Annotated in this window: 15 protein-coding genes and 1 tRNA gene; 3 read left to right on the forward strand and 13 right to left on the reverse strand. The window is 62.1% G+C overall.

All coding sequences use genetic code 11. The annotated features are described in order from the left end of the window. The 7 genes from nuoG to AAC029_RS10095 form a co-directional block, all read right to left on the reverse strand. On the reverse strand, positions 1-2,094 hold the full coding sequence (gene nuoG, locus AAC029_RS10065) for an NADH-quinone oxidoreductase subunit NuoG (protein ID WP_339747063.1): 2,094 nt from the start codon (positions 2,092-2,094) through the stop codon (positions 1-3). A 222-nt stretch (positions 2,095-2,316) separates the two neighbouring features. Continuing rightward, on the reverse strand, positions 2,317-3,627 hold the full coding sequence (gene nuoF / locus AAC029_RS10070; protein WP_339747065.1) for an NADH-quinone oxidoreductase subunit NuoF: 1,311 nt from the start codon (positions 3,625-3,627) through the stop codon (positions 2,317-2,319). After that, positions 3,624-4,295 carry an NADH-quinone oxidoreductase subunit NuoE gene (gene nuoE, locus AAC029_RS10075; RefSeq protein WP_339747067.1) on the reverse strand — a complete coding sequence of 224 codons (672 nt, stop codon included), beginning with the start codon at positions 4,293-4,295 and terminating at the stop codon, positions 3,624-3,626. Before nuoE ends, nuoF begins: the two co-directional genes overlap by 4 nt. Further along, positions 4,292-5,494 carry an NADH-quinone oxidoreductase subunit D gene (locus AAC029_RS10080; RefSeq protein WP_339747069.1) on the reverse strand — a complete coding sequence of 401 codons (1,203 nt, stop codon included), beginning with the start codon at positions 5,492-5,494 and terminating at the stop codon, positions 4,292-4,294. The genes nuoE and AAC029_RS10080 overlap by 4 nt, the downstream gene beginning before the upstream one ends. Positions 5,495-5,497: 3 nt before the next feature. Beyond that, complete coding sequence (locus AAC029_RS10085) at positions 5,498-6,100, reverse strand: NADH-quinone oxidoreductase subunit C (RefSeq protein ID WP_339747072.1); 603 nt, start codon at positions 6,098-6,100, stop codon at positions 5,498-5,500. An 11-nt stretch (positions 6,101-6,111) separates the two neighbouring features. Then, on the reverse strand, positions 6,112-6,678 hold the full coding sequence (locus tag AAC029_RS10090) for an NADH-quinone oxidoreductase subunit B family protein (protein WP_339747075.1): 567 nt from the start codon (positions 6,676-6,678) through the stop codon (positions 6,112-6,114). Between the two features lie 4 nt (positions 6,679-6,682). Further along, a complete protein-coding gene (locus tag AAC029_RS10095; RefSeq protein ID WP_339747078.1) occupies positions 6,683-7,051 on the reverse strand; it encodes an NADH-quinone oxidoreductase subunit A in 369 nt (122 codons plus the stop codon). 449 nt (positions 7,052-7,500) lie between these two features. Between AAC029_RS10095 and AAC029_RS10100 the strand changes: the two genes are divergently transcribed. After that, a complete protein-coding gene (locus tag AAC029_RS10100; RefSeq protein ID WP_339747081.1) occupies positions 7,501-9,591 on the forward strand; it encodes a TonB-dependent receptor in 2,091 nt (696 codons plus the stop codon). On the opposite strand, the gene AAC029_RS10105 is transcribed toward AAC029_RS10100, so the two are convergent. The 3 genes from AAC029_RS10105 to AAC029_RS10115 form a co-directional block, all read right to left on the reverse strand. Beyond that, positions 9,588-10,472: an alpha/beta hydrolase gene (locus tag AAC029_RS10105; RefSeq protein ID WP_339747085.1), complete on the reverse strand. Its 885-nt coding sequence runs from the start codon at positions 10,470-10,472 to the stop codon at positions 9,588-9,590. The genes AAC029_RS10100 and AAC029_RS10105 overlap by 4 nt on opposite strands. Before the next feature lie 43 nt (positions 10,473-10,515). Then, a complete protein-coding gene (locus AAC029_RS10110) occupies positions 10,516-12,396 on the reverse strand; it encodes an EAL domain-containing protein (protein ID WP_339747088.1) in 1,881 nt (626 codons plus the stop codon). Between the two features lie 180 nt (positions 12,397-12,576). Continuing rightward, a complete protein-coding gene (locus AAC029_RS10115) occupies positions 12,577-14,286 on the reverse strand; it encodes a carboxylesterase family protein (RefSeq protein ID WP_339747091.1) in 1,710 nt (569 codons plus the stop codon). 150 nt (positions 14,287-14,436) lie between these two features. Between AAC029_RS10115 and AAC029_RS10120 the strand changes: the two genes are divergently transcribed. Continuing rightward, the gene (locus AAC029_RS10120) at positions 14,437-16,743 is read left to right on the forward strand and encodes a patatin-like phospholipase family protein (RefSeq protein ID WP_339747094.1); all 2,307 of its coding nucleotides are present in this window, start codon (positions 14,437-14,439) and stop codon (positions 16,741-16,743) included. An 87-nt stretch (positions 16,744-16,830) separates the two neighbouring features. Here the strand turns inward: AAC029_RS10120 and AAC029_RS10125 are convergent, their stop codons facing one another. Next, positions 16,831-18,648, reverse strand: coding sequence for a DEAD/DEAH box helicase (locus AAC029_RS10125; protein ID WP_339747097.1), 1,818 nt, complete (start codon positions 18,646-18,648; stop codon positions 16,831-16,833). A 363-nt stretch (positions 18,649-19,011) separates the two neighbouring features. Here AAC029_RS10125 and AAC029_RS10130 point away from each other — a divergent pair, with 363 nt between their 5' ends. Then, complete coding sequence (locus AAC029_RS10130) at positions 19,012-19,956, forward strand: hypothetical protein (RefSeq protein WP_339747099.1); 945 nt, start codon at positions 19,012-19,014, stop codon at positions 19,954-19,956. A gap of 69 nt (positions 19,957-20,025) precedes the next feature. Here the strand turns inward: AAC029_RS10130 and AAC029_RS10135 are convergent, their stop codons facing one another. Next, positions 20,026-20,511 carry a hypothetical protein gene (locus tag AAC029_RS10135; protein WP_339747101.1) on the reverse strand — a complete coding sequence of 162 codons (486 nt, stop codon included), beginning with the start codon at positions 20,509-20,511 and terminating at the stop codon, positions 20,026-20,028. A 25-nt stretch (positions 20,512-20,536) separates the two neighbouring features. Further along, positions 20,537-20,613 (reverse strand) — tRNA-Asp (locus tag AAC029_RS10140). Positions 20,614-20,658: the final 45 nt, after the last annotated feature.

The raw sequence follows: 20,658 nt of genomic DNA on the forward strand, positions 1-20,658 counted from the left end.
TCATTCTGCCGCCACCTTGGCCGGCCCGCGCGCGAGAGCGGAACATTCCGCCAGCGTCTTCGAGGCCCGGACAATCGGGTTGGTAAAGTAGAAATCCGTCACCGCGACACCGAAATCGCCCGAGGTGACCGCGCCATCGGCGCCGATCTTGGCGACGTCGAAATCGGCCGCATCGTCAGCCCCCGGGGCATAATCGATCCCGGCGAAGACGGCGTGGCTGGCGAACAGTTTGCGGCGCAATTGCGCCAGATTGTCATAGGGCAAGGTCTTGCCGAGCCGCTCGGACAGGGCGCGGAAAATGGCCCAGTTTTCCTTCGCATCGCCTTTCGGGAAGACGGCGCGCGAGGCGAGCTGAACCCGGCCCTCGGTATTGACGAAAATCCCGTCCTGCTCGGTCCAGGCGGCGCCGGGCAGGATCAGATCGGCGCGGTGGGCACCGGCATCGCCATGGCTGCCGAGATAGATCACGAAGGCCTTGCCGAAGCTGGCCATGTCGAGCTCGTCAGCGCCCAGCAGCACGATGGTGTCCATCTTGGCCGACTGCATGCCGGCGACGTCATGACCACCCTTGCCCGGCACGAAGCCGAGATCGAGACCACCGACGCGGCTGGCGGCGGTGTGCAGCACGTTGAAGCCGTTCCAGTCGGCACTCACAGCACCAATGGCGGCAGCCAGTTCACCGGCCGCGCGCAGGACTTGCGCCCCGTCAGCGCCAGCCAGCGCGGCCGAGCCGAGAATGATCATCGGACGCTTGGCGTCTTTCAGCGTCTTGATGAAGCCGGACCGCTTTTTGGCCAGTCCGGCGAGATCGGCGGCAGAGGTGCCGACATGCTCATAAGGATAGGTCAGATCAACCGGCGCACCGATCAGGCCGACCTGGGTGTCGTTATGGACCCAGGTCTTGCGGATGCGCGCATTGACCATGGTCGCTTCGATGCGCGGATTGGCACCGATGATCAGGATCGCGTCGGCCTCTTCGATACCGGCAATGGTGGTGTTGAAGAGATAATCCTGGCGATTGCCGGAATTGAGTTTCGATCCGTCCTGACGGCAATCATAGGAGACGACACCGAGGGCATCGAACAGGTCCTTGGCGGCCTTCATTTCTTCGACCGAGCAGAGATCGCCGGCGATGGCGCCGATCTTCGAGGCGTCGCCCAACAGCTTCTCAGCCGCAATCGTCAGGGCTTCGGGCCAATCGATGGCGCGCAGCTTGCCGGCTTCGCGGACATAGGGCTTGTCGAGGCGCTGGCGGCCGAGGCCTTCCCACGCATAGCGCGTCTTGTCGGAAATCCATTCCTCATTCACGCCCTCATGGACGCGTGGGAGAATCCGCAAAACCGCAGGTCCGCGCGCATCGACGCGAATGCTCGAGCCGACCGCGTCCATCACATCAATGGTCTCGGTCTTTTCGAGCTCCCAGGGGCGGGCATTGAAAGCGTAGGGCTTGGAGGTCAAAGCACCGACCGGGCAGAGATCAATCACATTGCCGGAGAGCTCCGAGGTGATCGCCTTTTCCAGATAGGTGGTGATCTCGGCATCTTCACCGCGGCCAATCATGCCGATCTCGGGCACGCCGGCCACTTCAGTGACGAAGCGGACGCAGCGCGTGCACTGGATGCAGCGCGTCATCTCGGTCGCGACGATCGGGCCCATATATTTGTCTTCGACGGCGCGCTTGTTTTCAGGAAAGCGCGAACCGGTGCGGCCATAGGCAATCGACTGGTCCTGCAGATCGCATTCACCGCCCTGGTCGCAGATCGGGCAATCGAGCGGGTGGTTGATCAGGAGAAACTCCATCACCCCCTCGCGCGCCTTCTTGACCATGGGCGAGAGCGTATTCATCGCCGGCGGCTCACCATTCGGCCCGCCGCGCATATCCTTGACCTGCATGGCGCACGAAGCGGCCGGCTTCGGCGCTCCGACCAGCTCGACCAGACACATGCGGCAATTGCCGGCCACCGACAGGCGCTCGTGATAGCAGAAACGCGGAATCTCGCGCCCGGCGGTCTCGGCGGCCTGCAACAGCGTATAGGAAGTCGGAACTTCGATTTCCTGGCCGTCGATAATGATCTTGCGGAGATCTTCGCTCATGATCTATCCGTGCCCGTTCAAAAGCTGTTCGATTTCGTCAAACGAATTCTTCAATTCATACCAGGAGCCAGAGCTCCAAACCCCTTCGCCCTGCTTATAGTGCAGGAGCGAGCCGCGACCCTTTCGTGGGCGAAGCTCGATCACGCGGTCTACGCGAAGCAAACGTGGCTCGCCGGATATTGTCTTGACGGAAAAGAAGATTGGTGAGTCTGACATCCCGCCCTACTCCGCCGCGACTTGTGAGACGAAGACCGGCTTGCCGGCGCGATAATTATTGATGCGGGATTCGATTTCGCCACGGAAATGGCGGATCAGGCCCTGGACTGGCCAAGCGGCAGCATCGCCCAGCGCGCAGATCGTGTGACCTTCCACTTGGCCGGCGACGTCGAGCAGCATGTCGATCTCGGAGATCTCGCTTTCGCCGCGCGACATGCGTTCCAACACGCGCCACATCCAGCCCGTACCTTCGCGGCACGGCGTGCACTGGCCGCAGCTTTCATGGCGGTAAAAGTAAGAGATCCGCGCGATCGCTTTGACGACGTCGGTCGACTTGTCCATCACGATGACGGCTGCGGTGCCGAGGCCCGACTTGTGAGCCTGCAGGGCATCGAAATCCATCAGGACGTCGTCGCAAATATCTTTTGGCAGCAGCGAGACCGACGAGCCGCCCGGGATGACGGCCTTGAGATTGTCCCAGCCGCCGCGCACGCCGCCGGCATGGGTCTCGATCAGGGTCCGCATGGGGATCGACATTGCTTCTTCGACATTGCACGGCTTGTTCACATGGCCGGAGATCGAGAAGATCTTGGTGCCGACATTGCGCTCACGCCCGAAGCTGGCGAACCATTCGGCACCGCGGCGCAGGATCGTGCCGGCCACGGCGATGGATTCGACATTGTTGACCGTGGTCGGGCAGCCATACAGGCCAGCATTGGCCGGGAATGGCGGCTTCATGCGCGGCTGGCCTTTTTTGCCTTCCAGGCTTTCGAGCAGTGCCGTCTCTTCGCCGCAGATATAGGCGCCGGCGCCGTGATGGATATAGACGTGGAACGGCCAGCCATGGATGTTCTTGTCGCCGATCAGCTTGGCCTCATAGGCCTCCTTGACGGCTTTCTCGAGCGCCAAACGCTCGGTGACGTATTCGCCGCGCAGGTAAATGTAGCACTCGTGCGCCTGCATCGCGAACGAAGCGATCAGGCAGCCTTCGATCAGCAGATGTGGATCATGGCGCATGATCTCGCGATCCTTGCAGGTGCCCGGCTCGGACTCATCCGCATTGACGACGAGATAATGCGGGCGGGCGCCCACTTCCTTGGGCATGAAGGACCATTTCAGACCGGTCGGGAAACCGGCGCCGCCGCGGCCGCGCAGGCCCGACGCTTTCATGTTGTCGATGATCCAGCCGCCGCCCTGCTCGATGATCTCCTTGGTGCCATTCCAGCAGCCGCGCTGCTTTGCGCCTGCCAGCCCGGCATCATGGTGTCCGAACAGATTGGTGAAGATCCGGTCCTTGTCCTGGAGAAGCTGGGTCATGATTTGGCCTCCGCTTTTCCGGTATTGGGCAGTTTGATCTTTTTGGCGCGCGAGCCGTCATAGAGGCTCGGATCGGTCAAAACCTTGGTGCCATGGGGCTCCGAGGCGGTGCGATCGGAGTGCGGGCCGTATTTGATCTGTTTGCCGGCGGCGAGATCGTCGAGGATCTGCTCCAGCTTGGGGCCGTCCAGGTCTTCCACGTAATGATCGCCGTCAGCATTGGCGAGCTGGAACATGGGCGCATTGGCGCAGGCGCCCATGCATTCCACTTCGGTCCAGGTAAACTTGCCATCGGCCGAAACCGTGCCGGCCTCGCCGATGCGCGATTTGCACACCTTGATCAGCTCGTCCGAGCCGCGAAGCATGCACGGTGTCGTGCCGCAGACCTGGATCAGGTGTTCGCCGACCGGAGCCAGGTTGTACATGGTGTAGAAAGTGACGACTTCGTAGACGCGGATATAGGGCATTTCCAGCCGATCCGCGACGACGCGCAGGGCCGGCTCGGAGACCCAACCTTCCTGCTTCTGGGCAATCCAGAGCAGAGGAATGACGGCCGAAGCCTTGCGCGTTTCAGGATATTTTCCAAGCCAGAACGCAATTTCTGCCTCACTCTTCGCGTTGAAGGTGAAGTTGGCAGGTTGTTCCTTGGCGAGCCGGCGAACGCTCATCGGTCGATCTCCCCGAACACCACATCGAGCGATCCGATGATCGCCGAGACATCGGCCAGCATGTGGCCCCTATTCATGAAATCCATCGCCGCGAGATGGGCAAAGCCGGGCGCGCGGATCTTGACGCGGTAGGGTTTGTTGGTGCCATCGGAGACGAGGTAGACGCCAAACTCGCCCTTGGGCGCTTCGACGGCGACATAGCATTCGCCCGCTTCCACCTTCACGCCCTCGGTATAGAGCTTGAAGTGCTGGATCAGCGCTTCCATCGAGCGCTTCATCTCGGCCCGGCGCGGCGGCGAGAATTTGCTGTCGACGGCCAGGACTTCGCCCTGGTTTTCCGGCTTCGCCAGCCAGTCGCAGCACTGGATCATGATCTTGGCGCTCTCGCGCATCTCTTCCAGCCGGCACAGATAGCGATCATAGCAATCGCCATTCTTGCCAACCGGGACGAGGAAATCGAGTTCGTCATAGACTGAATAGGGCTGCGAGCGGCGCAAATCCCAAGCCAGGCCAGAACCGCGCACCATCACGCCCGAGAAGCCCCAAGCGAGCACGTCTTCCTTGGTGACAACGCCGATATCGACATTGCGCTGTTTGAAAATACGGTTTTCCGTCAGCAGGATTTCGATATCGTCGAGCTTTTCAGGGAATTGATCGCACCAGGCGCGGATGTCAGCGATCAACGCCGGTGGCAGATCCTGATGCACACCGCCGGGGCGGAAATAATGCGCGTGCATACGGCTGCCCGATGCGCGCTCATAGAAGATCATCAGCTTTTCGCGCTCTTCGAAACCCCAGAGCGGCGGCGTCAATGCGCCAACATCCATCGCCTGCGTCGTGACATTGAGCAGGTGGTTGAGAATGCGGCCAATCTCGCAATACAGAACCCGGACAAATTCGCCGCGCCTGGGCACGGAGATCCCGGCGAGCTTTTCGATGGCCATGCAGAACGCATGTTCCTGATTCATCGGCGCGACATAGTCGAGCCGGTCGAAATAGCCGATACCCTGGAGATAGGTCTTGTGTTCCAGCAGCTTCTCGGTGCCGCGATGCAAAAGGCCGATATGCGGATCGACCCGCTCAACGACCTCGCCATCGAGCTCGAGCACCAGGCGCAGCACGCCGTGGGCGGCCGGGTGTTGCGGTCCGAAATTGATCGTGAAATTGCGTGGGGCGTTGGTGATTGCGTCGTCAGCCATGGCCTAGCCCTCCGCTTTCTCGTCGCCGGGAAGGATGTATTTGGCACCCTCCCACGGGCTCATGAAATCGAAATCGCGATAGGCCTGGACCAGTTCAACCGGCTCGTAAACAACGCGCTTTTGCTCGTCGTCCCAGCGTACTTCGACATAACCGGAGAGCGGGAAATCCTTGCGCAGGGGATGCCCCTCGAAACCGTAATCGGTGAGGATACGGCGCAGATCCGGGTGGTTGGAGAAGGTGACGCCATACATGTCGAAGGCTTCGCGCTCGAACCAGTCGGCGACCGGGAAGAGTTCGGCAACGCTGGCCACCGACGTTTCGGCATCGGTGGTGAGCTTGACGCGCACGCGCTGGTTCTGGTGCATCGAGAGCAGGTGATAGACGACATCGAAGCGCTCGGCGCGCTGCGGATAATCCACGCCGCACAGATCGATCAGCGTCGTGAAGCGGCAGGCCGGATCGTCGCGCAGATAGCGCAGCACGTCGGTGATGCGGTCGCGATGGATATGGATCGTCAGATCGCCGAAACTGATGTCCCAGCTCTTGACCGCCGAGTCCTGGGCCGCAGCGATATGCTCGCCAAGCGTCGTGAGGGCTTCGCTCATCTCGTCCTCTCCTAGCGCTCGATCGAGCCTTCGCGGCGGATCTTCTTCTGCAATTGCAGAATTCCGTACACGAGAGCTTCTGCGGTGGGCGGGCAGCCGGGCACATAAATGTCGACCGGCACGATGCGGTCACAACCGCGCACGACGGCGTATGAGTAGTGATAATACCCGCCGCCATTCGCGCACGAACCCATTGAAATCACATAGCGCGGCTCGGGCATCTGGTCGTAGACCTTGCGCAAGGCGGGCGCCATCTTGTTGGTCAAGGTACCGGCAACGATCATCACGTCAGACTGGCGCGGGCTGGCGCGGGGGGCGAAGCCGAAACGCTCGACATCATAGCGCGGCATCGAAGCCTGCATCATTTCAACAGCGCAGCAGGCCAGACCGAAAGTCATCCACATCAGCGAGCCAGTGCGCGCCCAGGTGACGAGATCATCGGCCGCAGCGACCACAAAGCCCTTGTCGGCGAGCTGATCGGAGACACCATCGAAAAACGGGTCATGCGCCTTGGGATCATAGCCGGGGACCGCAGCGCGGCCGGCCATGCCAGCGGGAGGAGTGAGATCAGAGGTCATGGCTTCATTCCCAATCCAGCGCGCCCTTTTTCAGCTCGTAAATAAAGCCGATCGTGAGCACGGTGAGAAAGACCATCATCGACCAGAATTCGAACTGCCCCAAACTCTCGCGCAGGGATACCGCCCACGGGAAGAGGAAAGCGACTTCGAGGTCGAAAATGATGAACAGGATGGCAACGAGGTAGAAGCGGACGTCGAACGTCATGCGCGCATCGTCGAAGGCGTTGAAGCCGCACTCGTAAGTCGAGACTTTTTCCGGATCCGGATTTGACGGTGCGATGACAAAGGCCGCAGCCATAAAGCCAATGCCCAGCACGGCCGCGATGCCGAAGAAAATCATGATAGGCAGGTAGTCGAGCAGCAACGCGTCCATCGCCAGGCCTCGCCAGATTGCGTCCGATACCGGGCCGGTATCTACCGAGGTGCCAGTGTTGCAACGCCAAACAGACGAATCAAAACACCGCGAGAGCCCCCCGCCCGATTTGGCGCGGAAGCTAGATCGCACTGGCCTCAGGGGCAAGGGCAAAAGGCGGCATAATTTCAGTGATTGCGGGGAAAAAGGACAGCAATGCCCGGCAGTTGCGAGCGGGTCGCAGTTGGGGTCGATCAATATGCTGGCCAAGCCTCGCCTGCTCCAGCAAGCACCGCCCAATTTCTAACGGGAATGTAAGCACCTAACGGGAATGTAAGCGCGGCGTAGGGATGGCGGCAGAACGGGCATGGCAAGCTCGCCGCCATGTTGGACAGGTGCCGCGACCGCATCCCGGGGAAATGGGGCGGTTGGGACTGGCGGTGCTTGGCAACGACACGAGAGGGACATCTGTGAGACTCAAGCTTTTCGCGGCAACGGCCGCGCTATGCATCGCCATGCCACTTCACGCGGCCGCACAGGAAGCGTCGCAGGACGGTGCCGTGCTGACCTATGCGCCGGGGTATTTTGACGCCTACAGCCCCGTCACGGCGCTTGACATGATCGCGCAAGTGCCGGGCTTCTCAATCGATAACGGGGCCCAGGTGCGCGGCTTGGCCGACACCTTCGCCAATGTGCTGATCGACGGCGAGCGCCAGAGCACGAAATCGGAATCAATCCAGCAAATCCTGCAACGCATTCCCGTCGCATCCGTCGAGCGGGTCGAGCTGATTCGCCAGGTCGTCGCGGGTGTCGATATGCGCGGCCAGACCCGCGTCATCAATGTGGTGCTGGCCGAGGATGCCGGGGTTTCATCTACGCTGGAGGTCAGCGCAGATTACTGGGTTGGCAGCGGCCTGATCACGCCGGAGGTGATCGCATCGACCAGCTGGGATATGGGCAATACGCGCCTGACCGTCGGTGGTGAGTTTACCCAAAACGGCGCCCCCTTATTGCGTGACGAATACCTTCAGGACGGTGCCGGCGCCCTGATCGAAACCCGCAGCGAGCGCACCTCGCGTCTGAGCACGTCGCCACGCTTCAATGCCAGCCTCACCACGCGCTTCGATGATGAATCACGGCTGAGCCTGTCGCTCAATGGCGGCGTCACCGACGGGGTCGAGCGGGACCGTTCGCTCGCCGCCCTGCCGGGCGGCGCCCTGGACCGGGTCGAGCTCTACACCACAGACAGCCACGGCACGTCGTTGGAAGGCACGGCGACTTATGAGCGCCCGTTCACCGAGAGCCTGTCCGGACAATTGGTTTTTCTCAATCGCGACGACACCTATAGCAGCGATGATGCCTTCACCTTCACTCCGGCCACCGGGAGCGGCAGCACCAGCTATTATGCCAGCACTGTCGATGACGGCGAGCGCGCCCTGCGAGGCACGCTGACCTGGGAGGTCAATGATCACCATTCGCTCGAAATCGGGGCTGAAACTGCGCTGAACTATCTCGAAAGCGGGCTGGAGATTATGGAAGACACCGGCACCGGGCCGGTCGCCGTGCCCCTGCCGGTTGCCAATACCCGCGTCGAGGAACAGCGCAGCGAGCTCTTCGTGTCGCATGTCTGGCAGGCCAGCGAGGCCGTGACGGTCGAATCCGGCTTCCGGTTGGAACATTCCACCATCGAGCAGACCGGCGATGCCCAGCGTTCGCGCAGCTTCGACTATCCCAAACCGTCCATCACCCTGACCTGGGACCAGACCGCCGAAACGCAATGGACGGTTTCGCTGGAACGCGAGGTCAGCCAGCTTTCCTTTGGCCAATTCGCCAGCGAAGTCAGCCCGACCGAGAGCCAGGTCGTGATCGGCAATCCCGAACTGGTGCCCTCGAAAGTCTGGCGCGGCAGCGTAGCGTGGGAGCGCCGTTGGGGGCCGGAAGCCAGTTTGACGATCACGCTGACGCATGAACGTGCCGAGGACGTCAATGATCTGCGGCCGGTCACCGTGGTGGTCGACTCCACCACCACGCCGGTGACGACTGCGACCTTCGACGCGCCGGGCAATATCGGCAATGGCCAACGGACCTATCTGTTCGTTGAGGCCGCGATTCCACTGGACCGCATTGGTCTGTCCGGCGCGCGGCTGGATGTCTCCGGCATGTTGCGCGATTCACAGGTCACCGATCCGACCACCGGCGAAACCCGCCGCTATATGGGCAATGAAGACTGGCGGTTAAGCATGGATTTCCGTCAGAATTTCACCGAACAGAAATTGGCGTGGGGCTGGGGCTATTACAATCAGGGCAATGAGGACGCGTTCCGTTATGACCAGTCGATGGTCTGGACTTATGGATCACCTCAAGTCGATGCCTGGATCGAAACCACGGCGATTGACGGCATGACCCTGCGGCTGACCTGGGGCGACTTCCTGCCTTCGGTCCGCGAGCGCGAACGCACCTTCTACACCGGCTCCCGCGCCGACAATATCGTCAGCGGGCGCGAGTTCCAGCAACAGGATCTGGGCGGCTATATCATCGCCACCGCCAGACGGACCTTCTAGGCGGACCCGCCTGCCAGACCGGCAATCCGCGAGATCCAGGCCGTCACCCGCTGCGGTGCCTCCATCGGCGCCAGATGGGTGACGCCCTCGATCCGCTCAATGCTGATCCCGCGCCGGGTGAGCCCCACCGGGTTTAAAACAGTCGAGCCATGCTCGGCTTTGAGAACATGGGCACGACCACCGACCTGGCGCGCCGCACGCAGCACGTCATGCCCCTGGGCCTCGTAAACGGCCGCCTCCCATTGCGGGTCGCATGCCAGGTGGACGCCGCTTTCGTCCTCGGCCAGCCCGTCAGCGAGATAATCTTCCAACACGCCCGGCGCCCAGGCGGCGAAGGCCCTGTGACGGCTGTACCGCTCCAGGGCGGCGGCCCGGTCAGGCCAGCCATTGGCACGCCGGCGGGCCTTGCCAGCCAGCCCGACCCGCCCCTTCATCAGATTGCCCCAGGGCCAGCGTGCCGCAAGGTTGACGCCCAACGGCATGACCACAGGTTCGACCAGAGCGAGGACCGGTGCGGTCTGCATCTCGCTGGCGGCCAGCAGGACACATATCGCTCCCATCGAATGGCCTGCCATCAGCTGCGGCGGCTCCGGCAATTGCGCACACAGGGCGAGCAGATCGCTGGCATAGATATCCCAGCTGCGATGCTTGGCCGGGTCGGCAGGCAGAGATGTGCGTCCGTGGCCGCGCAGGTCCGGCGCGACGATCTCGAAGCGGTCAGACAGCGGCGCGAGCATGCGGTCATAGGCGGAGGCGCAAAATCCTGTGGCCTGAGCGAAAATCAGGAGTGGCGCGCCGGGATTGGGCCAGACGCGCGCCGAAATCACCCCCAGATCAAGGCGATAGGATCGAAGTTCCGGCCTCGGTTCGGGACGGCTCATGCGGACACCTGCGCGACCAATCCGGTGTGTGCCGCATCGGCGATCACGCCTTGTGGGCTTTGGGCACAGCCGACGCAGCGGGCGGCAGCGAAGTAAAATCGGTCTCGCCAGCCTCCACCGCCGCGAGATAGGTCTCGATCCGCTCCACCGACATCGGACGAGCGATCAGATAACCTTGGACATAGCGGGCATTGAAGGCGTCCAGCAGGGACAGCTGCTCAAAACTCTCAACGCCCTCAAGCACACATTCCAGATCAAGCGAGCGGGCAAGATTGATCAGCGTCCGCACCAGTTGCGCCGCCGATTCGTCGTCGAGCAGAGGCGCGATGAAGCTGCGATCCACTTTCAGCTTGCTGATCGACAACTGCTGCAGATGGCTGACATTGGTATAACCGACGCCGAAATCATCGAGCGAAACCGAACAGCCGGCCTGGCGCAGATTGGTGATCGCCGTCCGCGCCATGTTGAAGTCCACAGCCAGAGCGGTTTCGGCAATCTCAAACTCGAGCCGGGCCGGATCGACGCCGCTTTCGCGCACCTGGGTGAGGATGTGCTCCACGGCGGCCGGTGACATCAGATCGTGAACCGAGAGATTGAAGGATATTCGAAGCGGTTGGGGTAGGCGCTCAAGTGCGACAAGCGTCTTGGCCAGCAATATCTGGGTGATCGGTCGCATCACACAGGCGCGTTCCGCGGCCGGAATGAAAAGATCCGGCATCACCACGCCCAAGCTCGGACTGGTCCACCGGGCCAGCGCCTCGAAGCCAACGACCCGGCGCTCGTGCAGATCATATTGTGGCTGGAACAGCAGCGACAGCTCCGTGTCCAGATCAGATTCGCGCAAGGCCTGCTCGACGCGGCCCAGGCTCAACAGGTCGGATTCATGATGGGCCGAAAACACCACGGCCCCGCCGCGCCGGCTGCGCTTGGCGACATAGAGCGCATGGTCGGCGCGTTCCATCATCTGTTTCTGGCTGGGTCCAGCCTCATCGCAAACCAGCAAGCCCATGGAAGCGCCGACATCCGCGACATTGCCCTCAACTTCATAAGGGCGGCCAAGACTGCGTGTGATCTGGTTGCCGAAGCGGTCAACGGACTTGCCCGGTCCGGGCAGGTCGGCGAGGACCGCGAATTCATCGCCGCCCAAGCGGGCAATCAGCGCCCCGTCCGGCACGGCGTCTCCCAGCCGGCGGCCGACCTCTCGCAGAAGCTGGTCCCCGGCTGCATGGCCATAAGTGTCGTTGACCGGCTTGAACCCGTCCAGATCGATCAAGCCGAGCACAAAGCCCTCACAGCTCTGGTGCAGCCGCTGATCGCGATCTTCAAGAGCTTGGAAAAAACTGCGTCGATTGGGCAGAACCGTCAACGGATCCTGGGTGGCCAGGTTGACGGCGCGTTCGCGTTCATCATTGGCGGCAATCTGGGCGCGGACAGCATTGATGATCGAGTCGCGGACCAGAACCGAAACGCCAAGCGACACGAGAATGCCCGCGGCACCCACCGAAATATAATCTGTTAGGTGAGACGGAATGTTTTGGGAAACAAACCACAATAGGGCGAAAAAACTGCCCAGCATTCCGACAGCAAACGCGCGCCGCGTTACGTTCACGCACGCACAAACCGGCATGACCAACACGAAATAGGCCATGTTTTCCTGCTCGAACGTAATCGACATGTGGATCGAGACATTGACGATCAAGCTCGAACACAAGGCCAAACCGCACAACTCGAGCCCCGAATGGGTCTTCACCCGTTTTGCGAGCCACCAGATCAGCGCGCAGAATGCTGCGAAACCCAAGGAGACAAACCCGAGGATATTCGCTTCCGGCGCGCCGGAAAGGAAGAGCTTCATCAGACCATTAACGGTGAAATAGAATATCCCGGCATAACCCGCCCCGCGCAGGATCGGGCGGTAGGTGACCATCAACTCGGCTCGGGTCACTCTGTCTTTGACGACACCAAACAGTTTCAATGCGCGCACTCCGGGGAGCTGCCATCCGGCAATCAAGAGACTATTTTGGTGCAAGCCTGTTAAACTCAGCCTAACAGGTGCCTAATTTTTGGCTCACCCTTCCAGCCCGCCCGCCTGCCTGCTGTGGCGACGTCACTCCGTTGCCTCGCAACCGAAATCGCGCTGGAGTGCCTGCCCGGGCAAAGGATCGCGCATCACCGCAATTCCCGCCAATACGCACCGGTCCCCCTGGGTCAAGGCTGGTTCGGCTTGAATGGCGGCCGTCAGGCTCACCCAATCATCCTCACCGGTGAGAATTTCCGGACCGCCGCCGTCTGGCGTGTCGAACCGCATCAGGCGCCCGCCCGCCTGCCAGACCGGCCAGTCGAGCCGGTCCTCATTACCCGCATTGGGATCGCCAGCACGGGCGAACGCGCCCCAATAGGCGCCCATCGCATCGGCAACGACCTGGCGGCCATCGGCATTGGCGTCTGTGAACAACACCTTGCCGATATCGCCATAGAGGATGGAAAAATTATTGAAGACGAAGGGCAATTCCATCGTGTGAGCGGCCCCGAGCAAAGCGCCTGTGTCGGTAAAGAGCAGCGTGCCGCCCTCGTCCCAATCAAAGCGATAGGCCCAGACTTGGGTATGGCCCGATGCTGTCAGGCTGTTGGCCGCATCGTCGACGCCGTCGAGCCGCCACAGCCGAGCTCCGAAATTACCATTGGCTTCATAACGGGCCGGATCTCGGCGTGTGCGGATGACGCCGAATGTTGTCTTGGTGAATTCCGGATTGAAGACGAGATAAAGCCGGCTTTCATCGCGATTGCTGCCGGTGATCAGGGGCACGAAATCGCGTGCCGGATCGGCAAAGGCGGCGCGCATACCGCCAGCCATCAGCGTGACGCCATCTTCGATCACGCGCGGCATGTCTGCATCGCCATAGGCGGCGAAAACATCCGCAAGCGGCGCCGAGCGTAAGACGCTGGCCGGCGCATTGGCACCGGCGAAGCGGGCGGCAGCATCCAGGCCGGCGACCTCGTTCAAGGCGCTGACGGGTAAGGGCTGCGAGCCCTCGGCGCGCGCTAAAGAAACGCTACGCATCGTGCCGCTTTCGGAGATTGCGCGCTGGAACAGCCCGTCGGCCAGTGGTGAGGCCATCAGCGCCAGCACATTTTGCGCCCCGGCGCTCTCCCCGAAAACCGTCACCCTCTGCGTATCCCCGCCAAACACCGCAATGTTGTCACGCACCCATTTGAGAGCCGCAATCTGGTCGAGCAGGGCGAAGTTCGCGGCCGCGTCTTCCGGCAGCTCGGCGTCGCCGCGCAAGGCCGGATGGGCGAACCAGCCGAGCGGGCCGAGCCGGTATTGGATCACCACCACGATCACATCCTGGTCGAGCGCCAGTTGCGAGGCATCATACTGGCCGGCATAGCCCCAAGTATTGGCGCCGCCATGGATGAACACCATCACCGGCAAATCGCGTTCACTCGCGCCGGGCGGGGCGTAGATGTCGAGATAGAGACAATCCTCGCTGCCGATCAGCTGATCGGGCTCCAGACCGGCATCATACCCATTGGTGATCTGGACGCAGCGATCAGGCGAGGCCAGAGCCTCAAACACGCCGTCATGGCGCAGCGCCGAACGTGGAGCACGCCAACGCAGATCGCCAACTGGTGGAGTGGCAAAGGCCAAGCCGCGCCAAACCTCGGCGCCGCGCGCGCTGCGAAAACCCATCACCTCGCCCTGTTCGGTCACCCGCAGGGTCGACGGCTCCGGGGACGGCACGAAGGACTGCTGCACCGTTTGTCCGCAAGCGGTCAAAACCAAGCCCAGAATTATTATCAAAAACAGACGCATATCGACCCCCAAGCCACAACTTCGCCGGAATGGTGCGGTCTATCGCGGCCGAGGGCAAGACGCGAACGCGTCAACGAAGCCTCGACCTCGCAATCCTGTGGTACAAACACGGACAACGCGGCATCGTCGTCATACGGAAAATATGTGGACATGGTCATGATAATTGAATGCGGACGCCGCTTCCAGCTGCTGCTGAGTGCCTGCCTGATCCTGGCCAGCGCTGGCACCGCAATGGCCCAGACCCCCGATGCCACCGAACCGCCGGCCACCAATTATGCGGACGGGCTGATGACGCTGCCGCCGCCGGTCACCGAACCGGATCGCTGGACACGCTGCAACCCGGCACCAGCGCCGTGCAACCACCCCCGCATCGCGCTCGTCCTCTCAGGTGGCGGCGCGCTGGGCATTGCCCATATCGGCGCGATCCGAACCTTGGAGCGCGCTGGTGTGCAGCCCGATTTGATCGTTGGCACGTCGATGGGCGCCGTCGTCGGCGGGCTTTATGCCACGGGCTATTCCGCCGACCAGCTGGAAGCCGCCGTGCTCGGGCTCGACTGGCAACGCATTTTCAGCGGCGATGCCCCGCGCCGCTCGCAATCCTATCGCCGTCGGCGCGAAGAGGAGCGTTTCCCGGCCGAATTGCGCTTCAGCGTTGATCGTGAGGGCCTGCGCCTGCCGCGCGCCTTCATCAACGATCAGACCCTCAATCTCGCCCTGCGCAATCTGGTGCTAAATCCAGGTCGCGGTTCGTTTGACGACATGCCAATCCCATTCCGCGCCATCGCAACGGATATTGTCACCGGCGAGCCGGTCAGCCTGAAGGATGGTGATCTGGCCATGGCGATGCGGGCCTCGATGGCGGTGCCCGGCGTGCTGCCGCCCGGCGAAATCGACGGCCACCTGCTGGTCGATGGCGGCTTGAGCAAGAATATTCCCGTCGACACTGCCCAGGAAATGGGTGCCGACATCATCATTGTCGTCGCCGTTCAGGGCCGGCTGCAGACAGCGGAAGAATTGCGCACCGGCGTCGATCTGATGGCCCAGTCAATGACGCTTCTGGTGCGTTCCAACGAGACGGCGCAGCTGGCCTTGCTGGGGCCGCAGGATATTTTGATCCAGATCGACCAAGGCACGCTGACAACGGGAGATTTCTCGCGCGGCGCCGAGCTGATTGCGGCCGGCACCCTTGCCGCTGACGCCGCTTTTGATCGCCTGGAGAGGTTAGCGACCAACCACACCCATCTGGTGTCCCCCCCCCTACCCCGGATCGATGAAATCCTGGTCGAGAACACGTCGAGACTGAGCGATTCTGTCTTGCTGGAACATGTCCACCAGGCCACCGGCGAAACCCTCAATGTAGAGGGGCTGGCCGAAGATCTCGCCGAAATATACGGGCTGGGCGCCTTCGAACGCGTTTCCTATGAATTGCGTCAGCGGGGGACGAATACCGCCCTGGTGATCGACGCAACCGCACGGCCCGGCGGCGTCGCCAATCTGCGGGCTGGATTGGCGCTGGAAAATGATTTCGACGGCAATGGCGAATATATAATTTCGCTGGAATACCGGTCATTGCCGCTGGACCGTTTCGGCTCGGAGATCCGCATTGATGCCATGTTCGGCGACCGTTTTGGTTTGTCAGCAGAAATGTTCAAATTGTTCGACACATCGCAACACATCTTCCTGGCCCCGCGCATCAATTTTGAGGTCCGCAATGTGCCGCGCTATCGCGAGGATGGTTTTCGCACCGGAACCTACCGCGCCGACTTCGCCGAGCTTCAGCTCGATGCAGGCTGGCAATTCGATTTTCCGGCTGAAGTCCGGCTTGGCTATCAGCGCGGTAGCGGCGAAGCGCGGTTGCAGGATGGTTTTGCCAGTCCAGACACCCTTGAGATTAATATCGGCCAATTCAATCTCTCCGCCGGGTTGGACACGCTGGACAGTGCCTTCTTCCCGACCCAGGGCATACGCCTGTCATCGCGCTGGTCCGTGGCCCGCGAGTCGCTGGGTGCCAGCGCCGATTTCGAGACCCTGGAAGCCCATGCGATGCAGGTCTGGTCGCGCGGCTCCGATACGTTGATTGGACAGCTTGACGCCGCCTCCAGCCTGTCAGGCACCGTGCCGATCGAATCGCTATTCCGGATTGGCGGCCTGTTCAGCCTGTCAGGCTACAAGCAGGAGGAACTCGCCGGCGAGGCGTATGCGCTCGGACGGCTCGTCTACCGACGGCGGCTGAATCGGGCCAATGCCCAGGCCTTCGGCGTCCCGCTCTATGCCGGCGTCTCGCTTGAGGGCGGCAATGTCTGGGCTGACCCGGATCTAGCCAGCAGCTCCGACATCACCCTGGCCGGCAGTGTCTTTGTCTCGGCCGACACTTTGTTGGGCCCGGTCTATCTGGCCTATGGCCGATCGGACCGGGACCGGCAATCGCTCTACATCTTCCTCGGACGGCCGTTCTAAGGCGAGGCCAACCGCAACCGGATACAGGACCGGCCACCCCGAGAGGTGGCCGGTCTTGCGCTTGGAACAAGGTTCAAGCGATCCGGATCAGGCCGGTCGGCTGCCGGGGCGACGCGGCTTGAATATCTTGCCTTCGCCGCCTTTCGAGGCTGTGCCCTTGGAACGGTCACCGCCCTTGAACTTCGACTTGCCACCATCCCTGGTCGGGCCGGACGGTTTGCTATGGGCGGCCGGACGGGCATTGCCGCGCGTCTCACCATCGCGGGCCGGGTAAGCAGGCTTGGCTGGGCGTGTCTCGCGACGCTTGAAATTGTCGCCATCCCGGGCCGCGCCGGCAGGCTTGCCGCGCTGGGCCGGACGGCCCTCACTGCGGGTCTCACCATCGCGTCCGCCATGAGCAGGCTTGGTAGGACGAGTGTCGCGGCGCTTGAATTCATCGCCATCGCGGGCGCCTGCGGCCGGTTTGCCACGCGAACCCGGACGCGCATCACTGCGCGCTGCTCCATCACGACCGGCATAACCAGACTTGCCGGTTCCGGGTTTGTCTGAACCAGACTTGGTGTAACCGGGCTTGGCTGGCCGTGCGTCGCGGCGCTTGAAATCATCGCCATCGCGCGCCGCGCCGGCCGGTTTGCCGCGTGGTGCCGGACGTGATTGGGTCCGCTTGGCTGTGTCGCCATCCCGGGCCACGCTCTGGACTTGGAAAGCCCGCTTGACCGGTTTGACGCGCGGCTTGCTCACGATCGCCGCGTCGGCCTCATCGCCCTCGAGCTCGACAACATGGCCAGCGCCGCGTTTGGGGATATCAGTGCCGATCAGGTGTTCGATCTCGCGCAGATAATGCTTCTCCGAGCTGTCAACGAGCGAGATCGCGACACCGCTCTTGCCGGCCCGCGCCGTGCGGCCGATGCGGTGGACATAGGCTTCCGGCACGTTGGGCAGCTCGTAATTGACGACGTGGGAGATGTCATCGACATCGATACCACGCGCCGCAACATCAGTGGCCACGAGAATTTTGATCTTGCCGCGGCGGAAGCCTTCCAGCGCCCGCGTACGGTCGCCTTGCGTCTTGTCGCCATGGATCGCCTTGGCGTTCAGCCCGTATTTGATCAGATGTTCATGCACCCGATCAGCGCCGCGCTTGGTGCGGGTGAAGACGATGCCGCGCGTCATATCCTGCGCCGCGAGGATGTCGAGCAGGAGCGAGCGTTTCGACTCGCGATTACACAGGATCACCCGTTGATCGATCAACTCGATCGGCTGGGCCTGACCGGCGACCGAAATGTGCTTCGGATCTTTGAGCAAATCCTTGATCAGGGCGCGGATCTGCTTGGGCATGGTCGCCGAGGTCAGCACGGTCTGGCGGTTGAAATTGAGCTTTGCCGAAATCTCGCGGACGGCGGGCAGAAAGCCGAGATCGAGCATCTGATCGGCTTCGTCGAGCACCAGGGTTTTGGTTTGATTGAGCTTGATCGCGCCGGATTCCATGTGGTCGACCAGCCGGCCTGGCGTCGCGACAACGATATCGACGCCGCGCGACAAAGCGCGGATCTGCGGGAAGGGTTTCGAACCGCCAACCACGAGGGCGACCGAGAAGCGCACATGACGGCCATAGGTTCGGATCGCCTGTTCGATCTGCGCCGCCAGTTCACGCGTTGGCGTCAAGATCAGGGCTCGGCAGCATTTCGGCTCAACAGGCCCGCCCGCAGCGGCCAAGCCATTGAGGATGGGCAGCAGGAAGGCGGCGGTCTTGCCGGTCCCGGTCTGGGCAACACCAACGAGATCGCGGCCCGCCAGCATTTCGGGAATGAATTCGGCCTGGATCGGGGTTGGGCTTTCATAGCCCTCCGAGCTGAGGGCGCGAAGAATGGGCTCGGACAGGCCGAGGTCGGTAAATTTGGTCAAGGGGGCACGCTTTCATAATAGGCATCCGCCGCGCGGGCCAAGGGCCCGCCGCGTACGACGCCGTGTTTGCATCGAGGAAGCTTGCGTAGAACAGCCGCCATGTCGGTGTGCCGCAAGCGGCACGTCTGGTTTGGCTGGGATCGATACGCAGTTAATCTCGCCAACGCACACCGTCGATGAGATCGACATCATCTACGCACGGTGTGTTGAGCGCCCTCTCCCACGGATAGGGCGCCACAGCAAGTCATTTCGCAATTGCAGCAGACGCGGTCACGGCCTTCCCTAGCGTCCGGATTGGCGGATCCAGCATTGCCTTGCCCAATTTATCCATTAACCTTCTGCCGGAAACCTCGGGGGGAACCAATGCCTGTCACGTCCACACGCCGCAATTTAACCATCGCCCTGACGTTTTTGCTGGCCGGGTGCGCCACCACCGTCCCGGTGTCGGTCGTCGTCCCGGCGCGCTTTCCAGACGCGCCGCTGCTGCGCACGGTCTATGTCGGCGACCTCCAGGGGCACGGCGGGATCGCCGTGCGCGACGCCCTCGAAACCCGTCTCAGCCGGCACACACTCGATGGCCGCCTCTTCTTCACCACCGTTCGTGACCAAAGGCGGGCCGATGGCCTCTATGGCGGTCGCATGATCGATGCCCGCAGCAATGAGGAATATTACGAGACCACGCAATCTGTCTGCGTGCGATCCGGCGATGACTTGTGTGCCTCCCGTGTCAATCGCCAAGTCACCTGTACACGCTACTCGATCGACCTCGCTGCCCAGGTCGAACTGATCGATGCCCGCAGCGGCCACATCGTCTACTCCCGCGATCATCGCAATCGCGCCCAGGACAGCTGGTGCCCGGGCCAGGAAAGAGGCCGCACCTACGACCAGCTGGAATATGAAGCGGCCCAGGGCATTGCCGGCGCGGTCCTGCTCGACGTGGCGCCGCACAATCAGCAATTCACAGCCTCGTTCTTCACCAATTCCGATACGGTCAGCGAGGCCAGCCGGCCCACCTTCGAACAGGCTACCGATCTGGCCCAGAACGATGCCGCTTACGATGCTTGCCAGCAATGGTCAGCGCTGGAGCCCGCAGAGCCCAACAGCGCCGGCCTCCTCCTCAATCTGGGGATTTGCTCGGAACTGGTGGGCGATACGAATGCGGCGGAAAACTATTATTACCGGGTGATGGAACTCGACCCGTCGCTAAACAACCGCGCTCAGCAGGGCATCCGCCGCGCACGCATCGCCGCGGCCGGCGTCGACCAGCTCGCCGATATCGCCGATGCCGAACGCGATAGCTGGGATTGACCGCGTCGGCCGTCGGCGGCTCACAGGGCGAAATGGGGATCAAAGGCGCGCGCGCACCCGCCTCACCGGTCAGAACGACTGAACGCCCGTGTTCGGCACTTTCTCGCCCGCGTCACTCTCGGCAAAGGCATCGATCATCGACATGAAGGTGCTGCCCGTCGGGTAGCCTTCGGGCAAGGCATTGTCCGGATAACTTGTTCCGCCCTTTGTTTGAGCAACGCTCCGCGGCACGAGGACCCAGGCTTGCTGGTTCGGGTCCATGACCCGCACCTGGTCCTCAGCCGACTGGTTAGTGGCGGCCTGGATATCGGCCTCAAGCTGCCTCCCGGAACCGGGCTGCGCCGAGGCCGCCTGCGTCAGGACTGCGAGGGAAACGGCCGCAATCAACGACACCGGGACAACTCCAAAACCACGCATCACAACCACTCTTCTTTGATTCCTCATGACTTTTCGTTCTTGGCGTGCTCGCTTCAGTCGATCAACCCGCCCGCCGCGCCGCAACGCGAAACGGCCGCCCCATGGGGCGGCCGTCTTCGTATCCAGGACCATTTTCACGCTCGAAATCCTCGAGAACAGAAAATGGCGCGAGTGACGGGACTCGAACCCGCGACCTCCGGCGTGACAGGCCGGCGCTCTAACCAACTGAGCTACACCCGCTTGGTGTTCCCGCCTCGGCGAGAGGCGTTTGTCTAAGGTTTCGCT

Origin of the sequence: uncultured Maricaulis sp., assembly GCF_963975345.1 — a bacterium.
Classification (GTDB): Bacteria; Pseudomonadota; Alphaproteobacteria; order Caulobacterales; family Maricaulaceae; genus Maricaulis.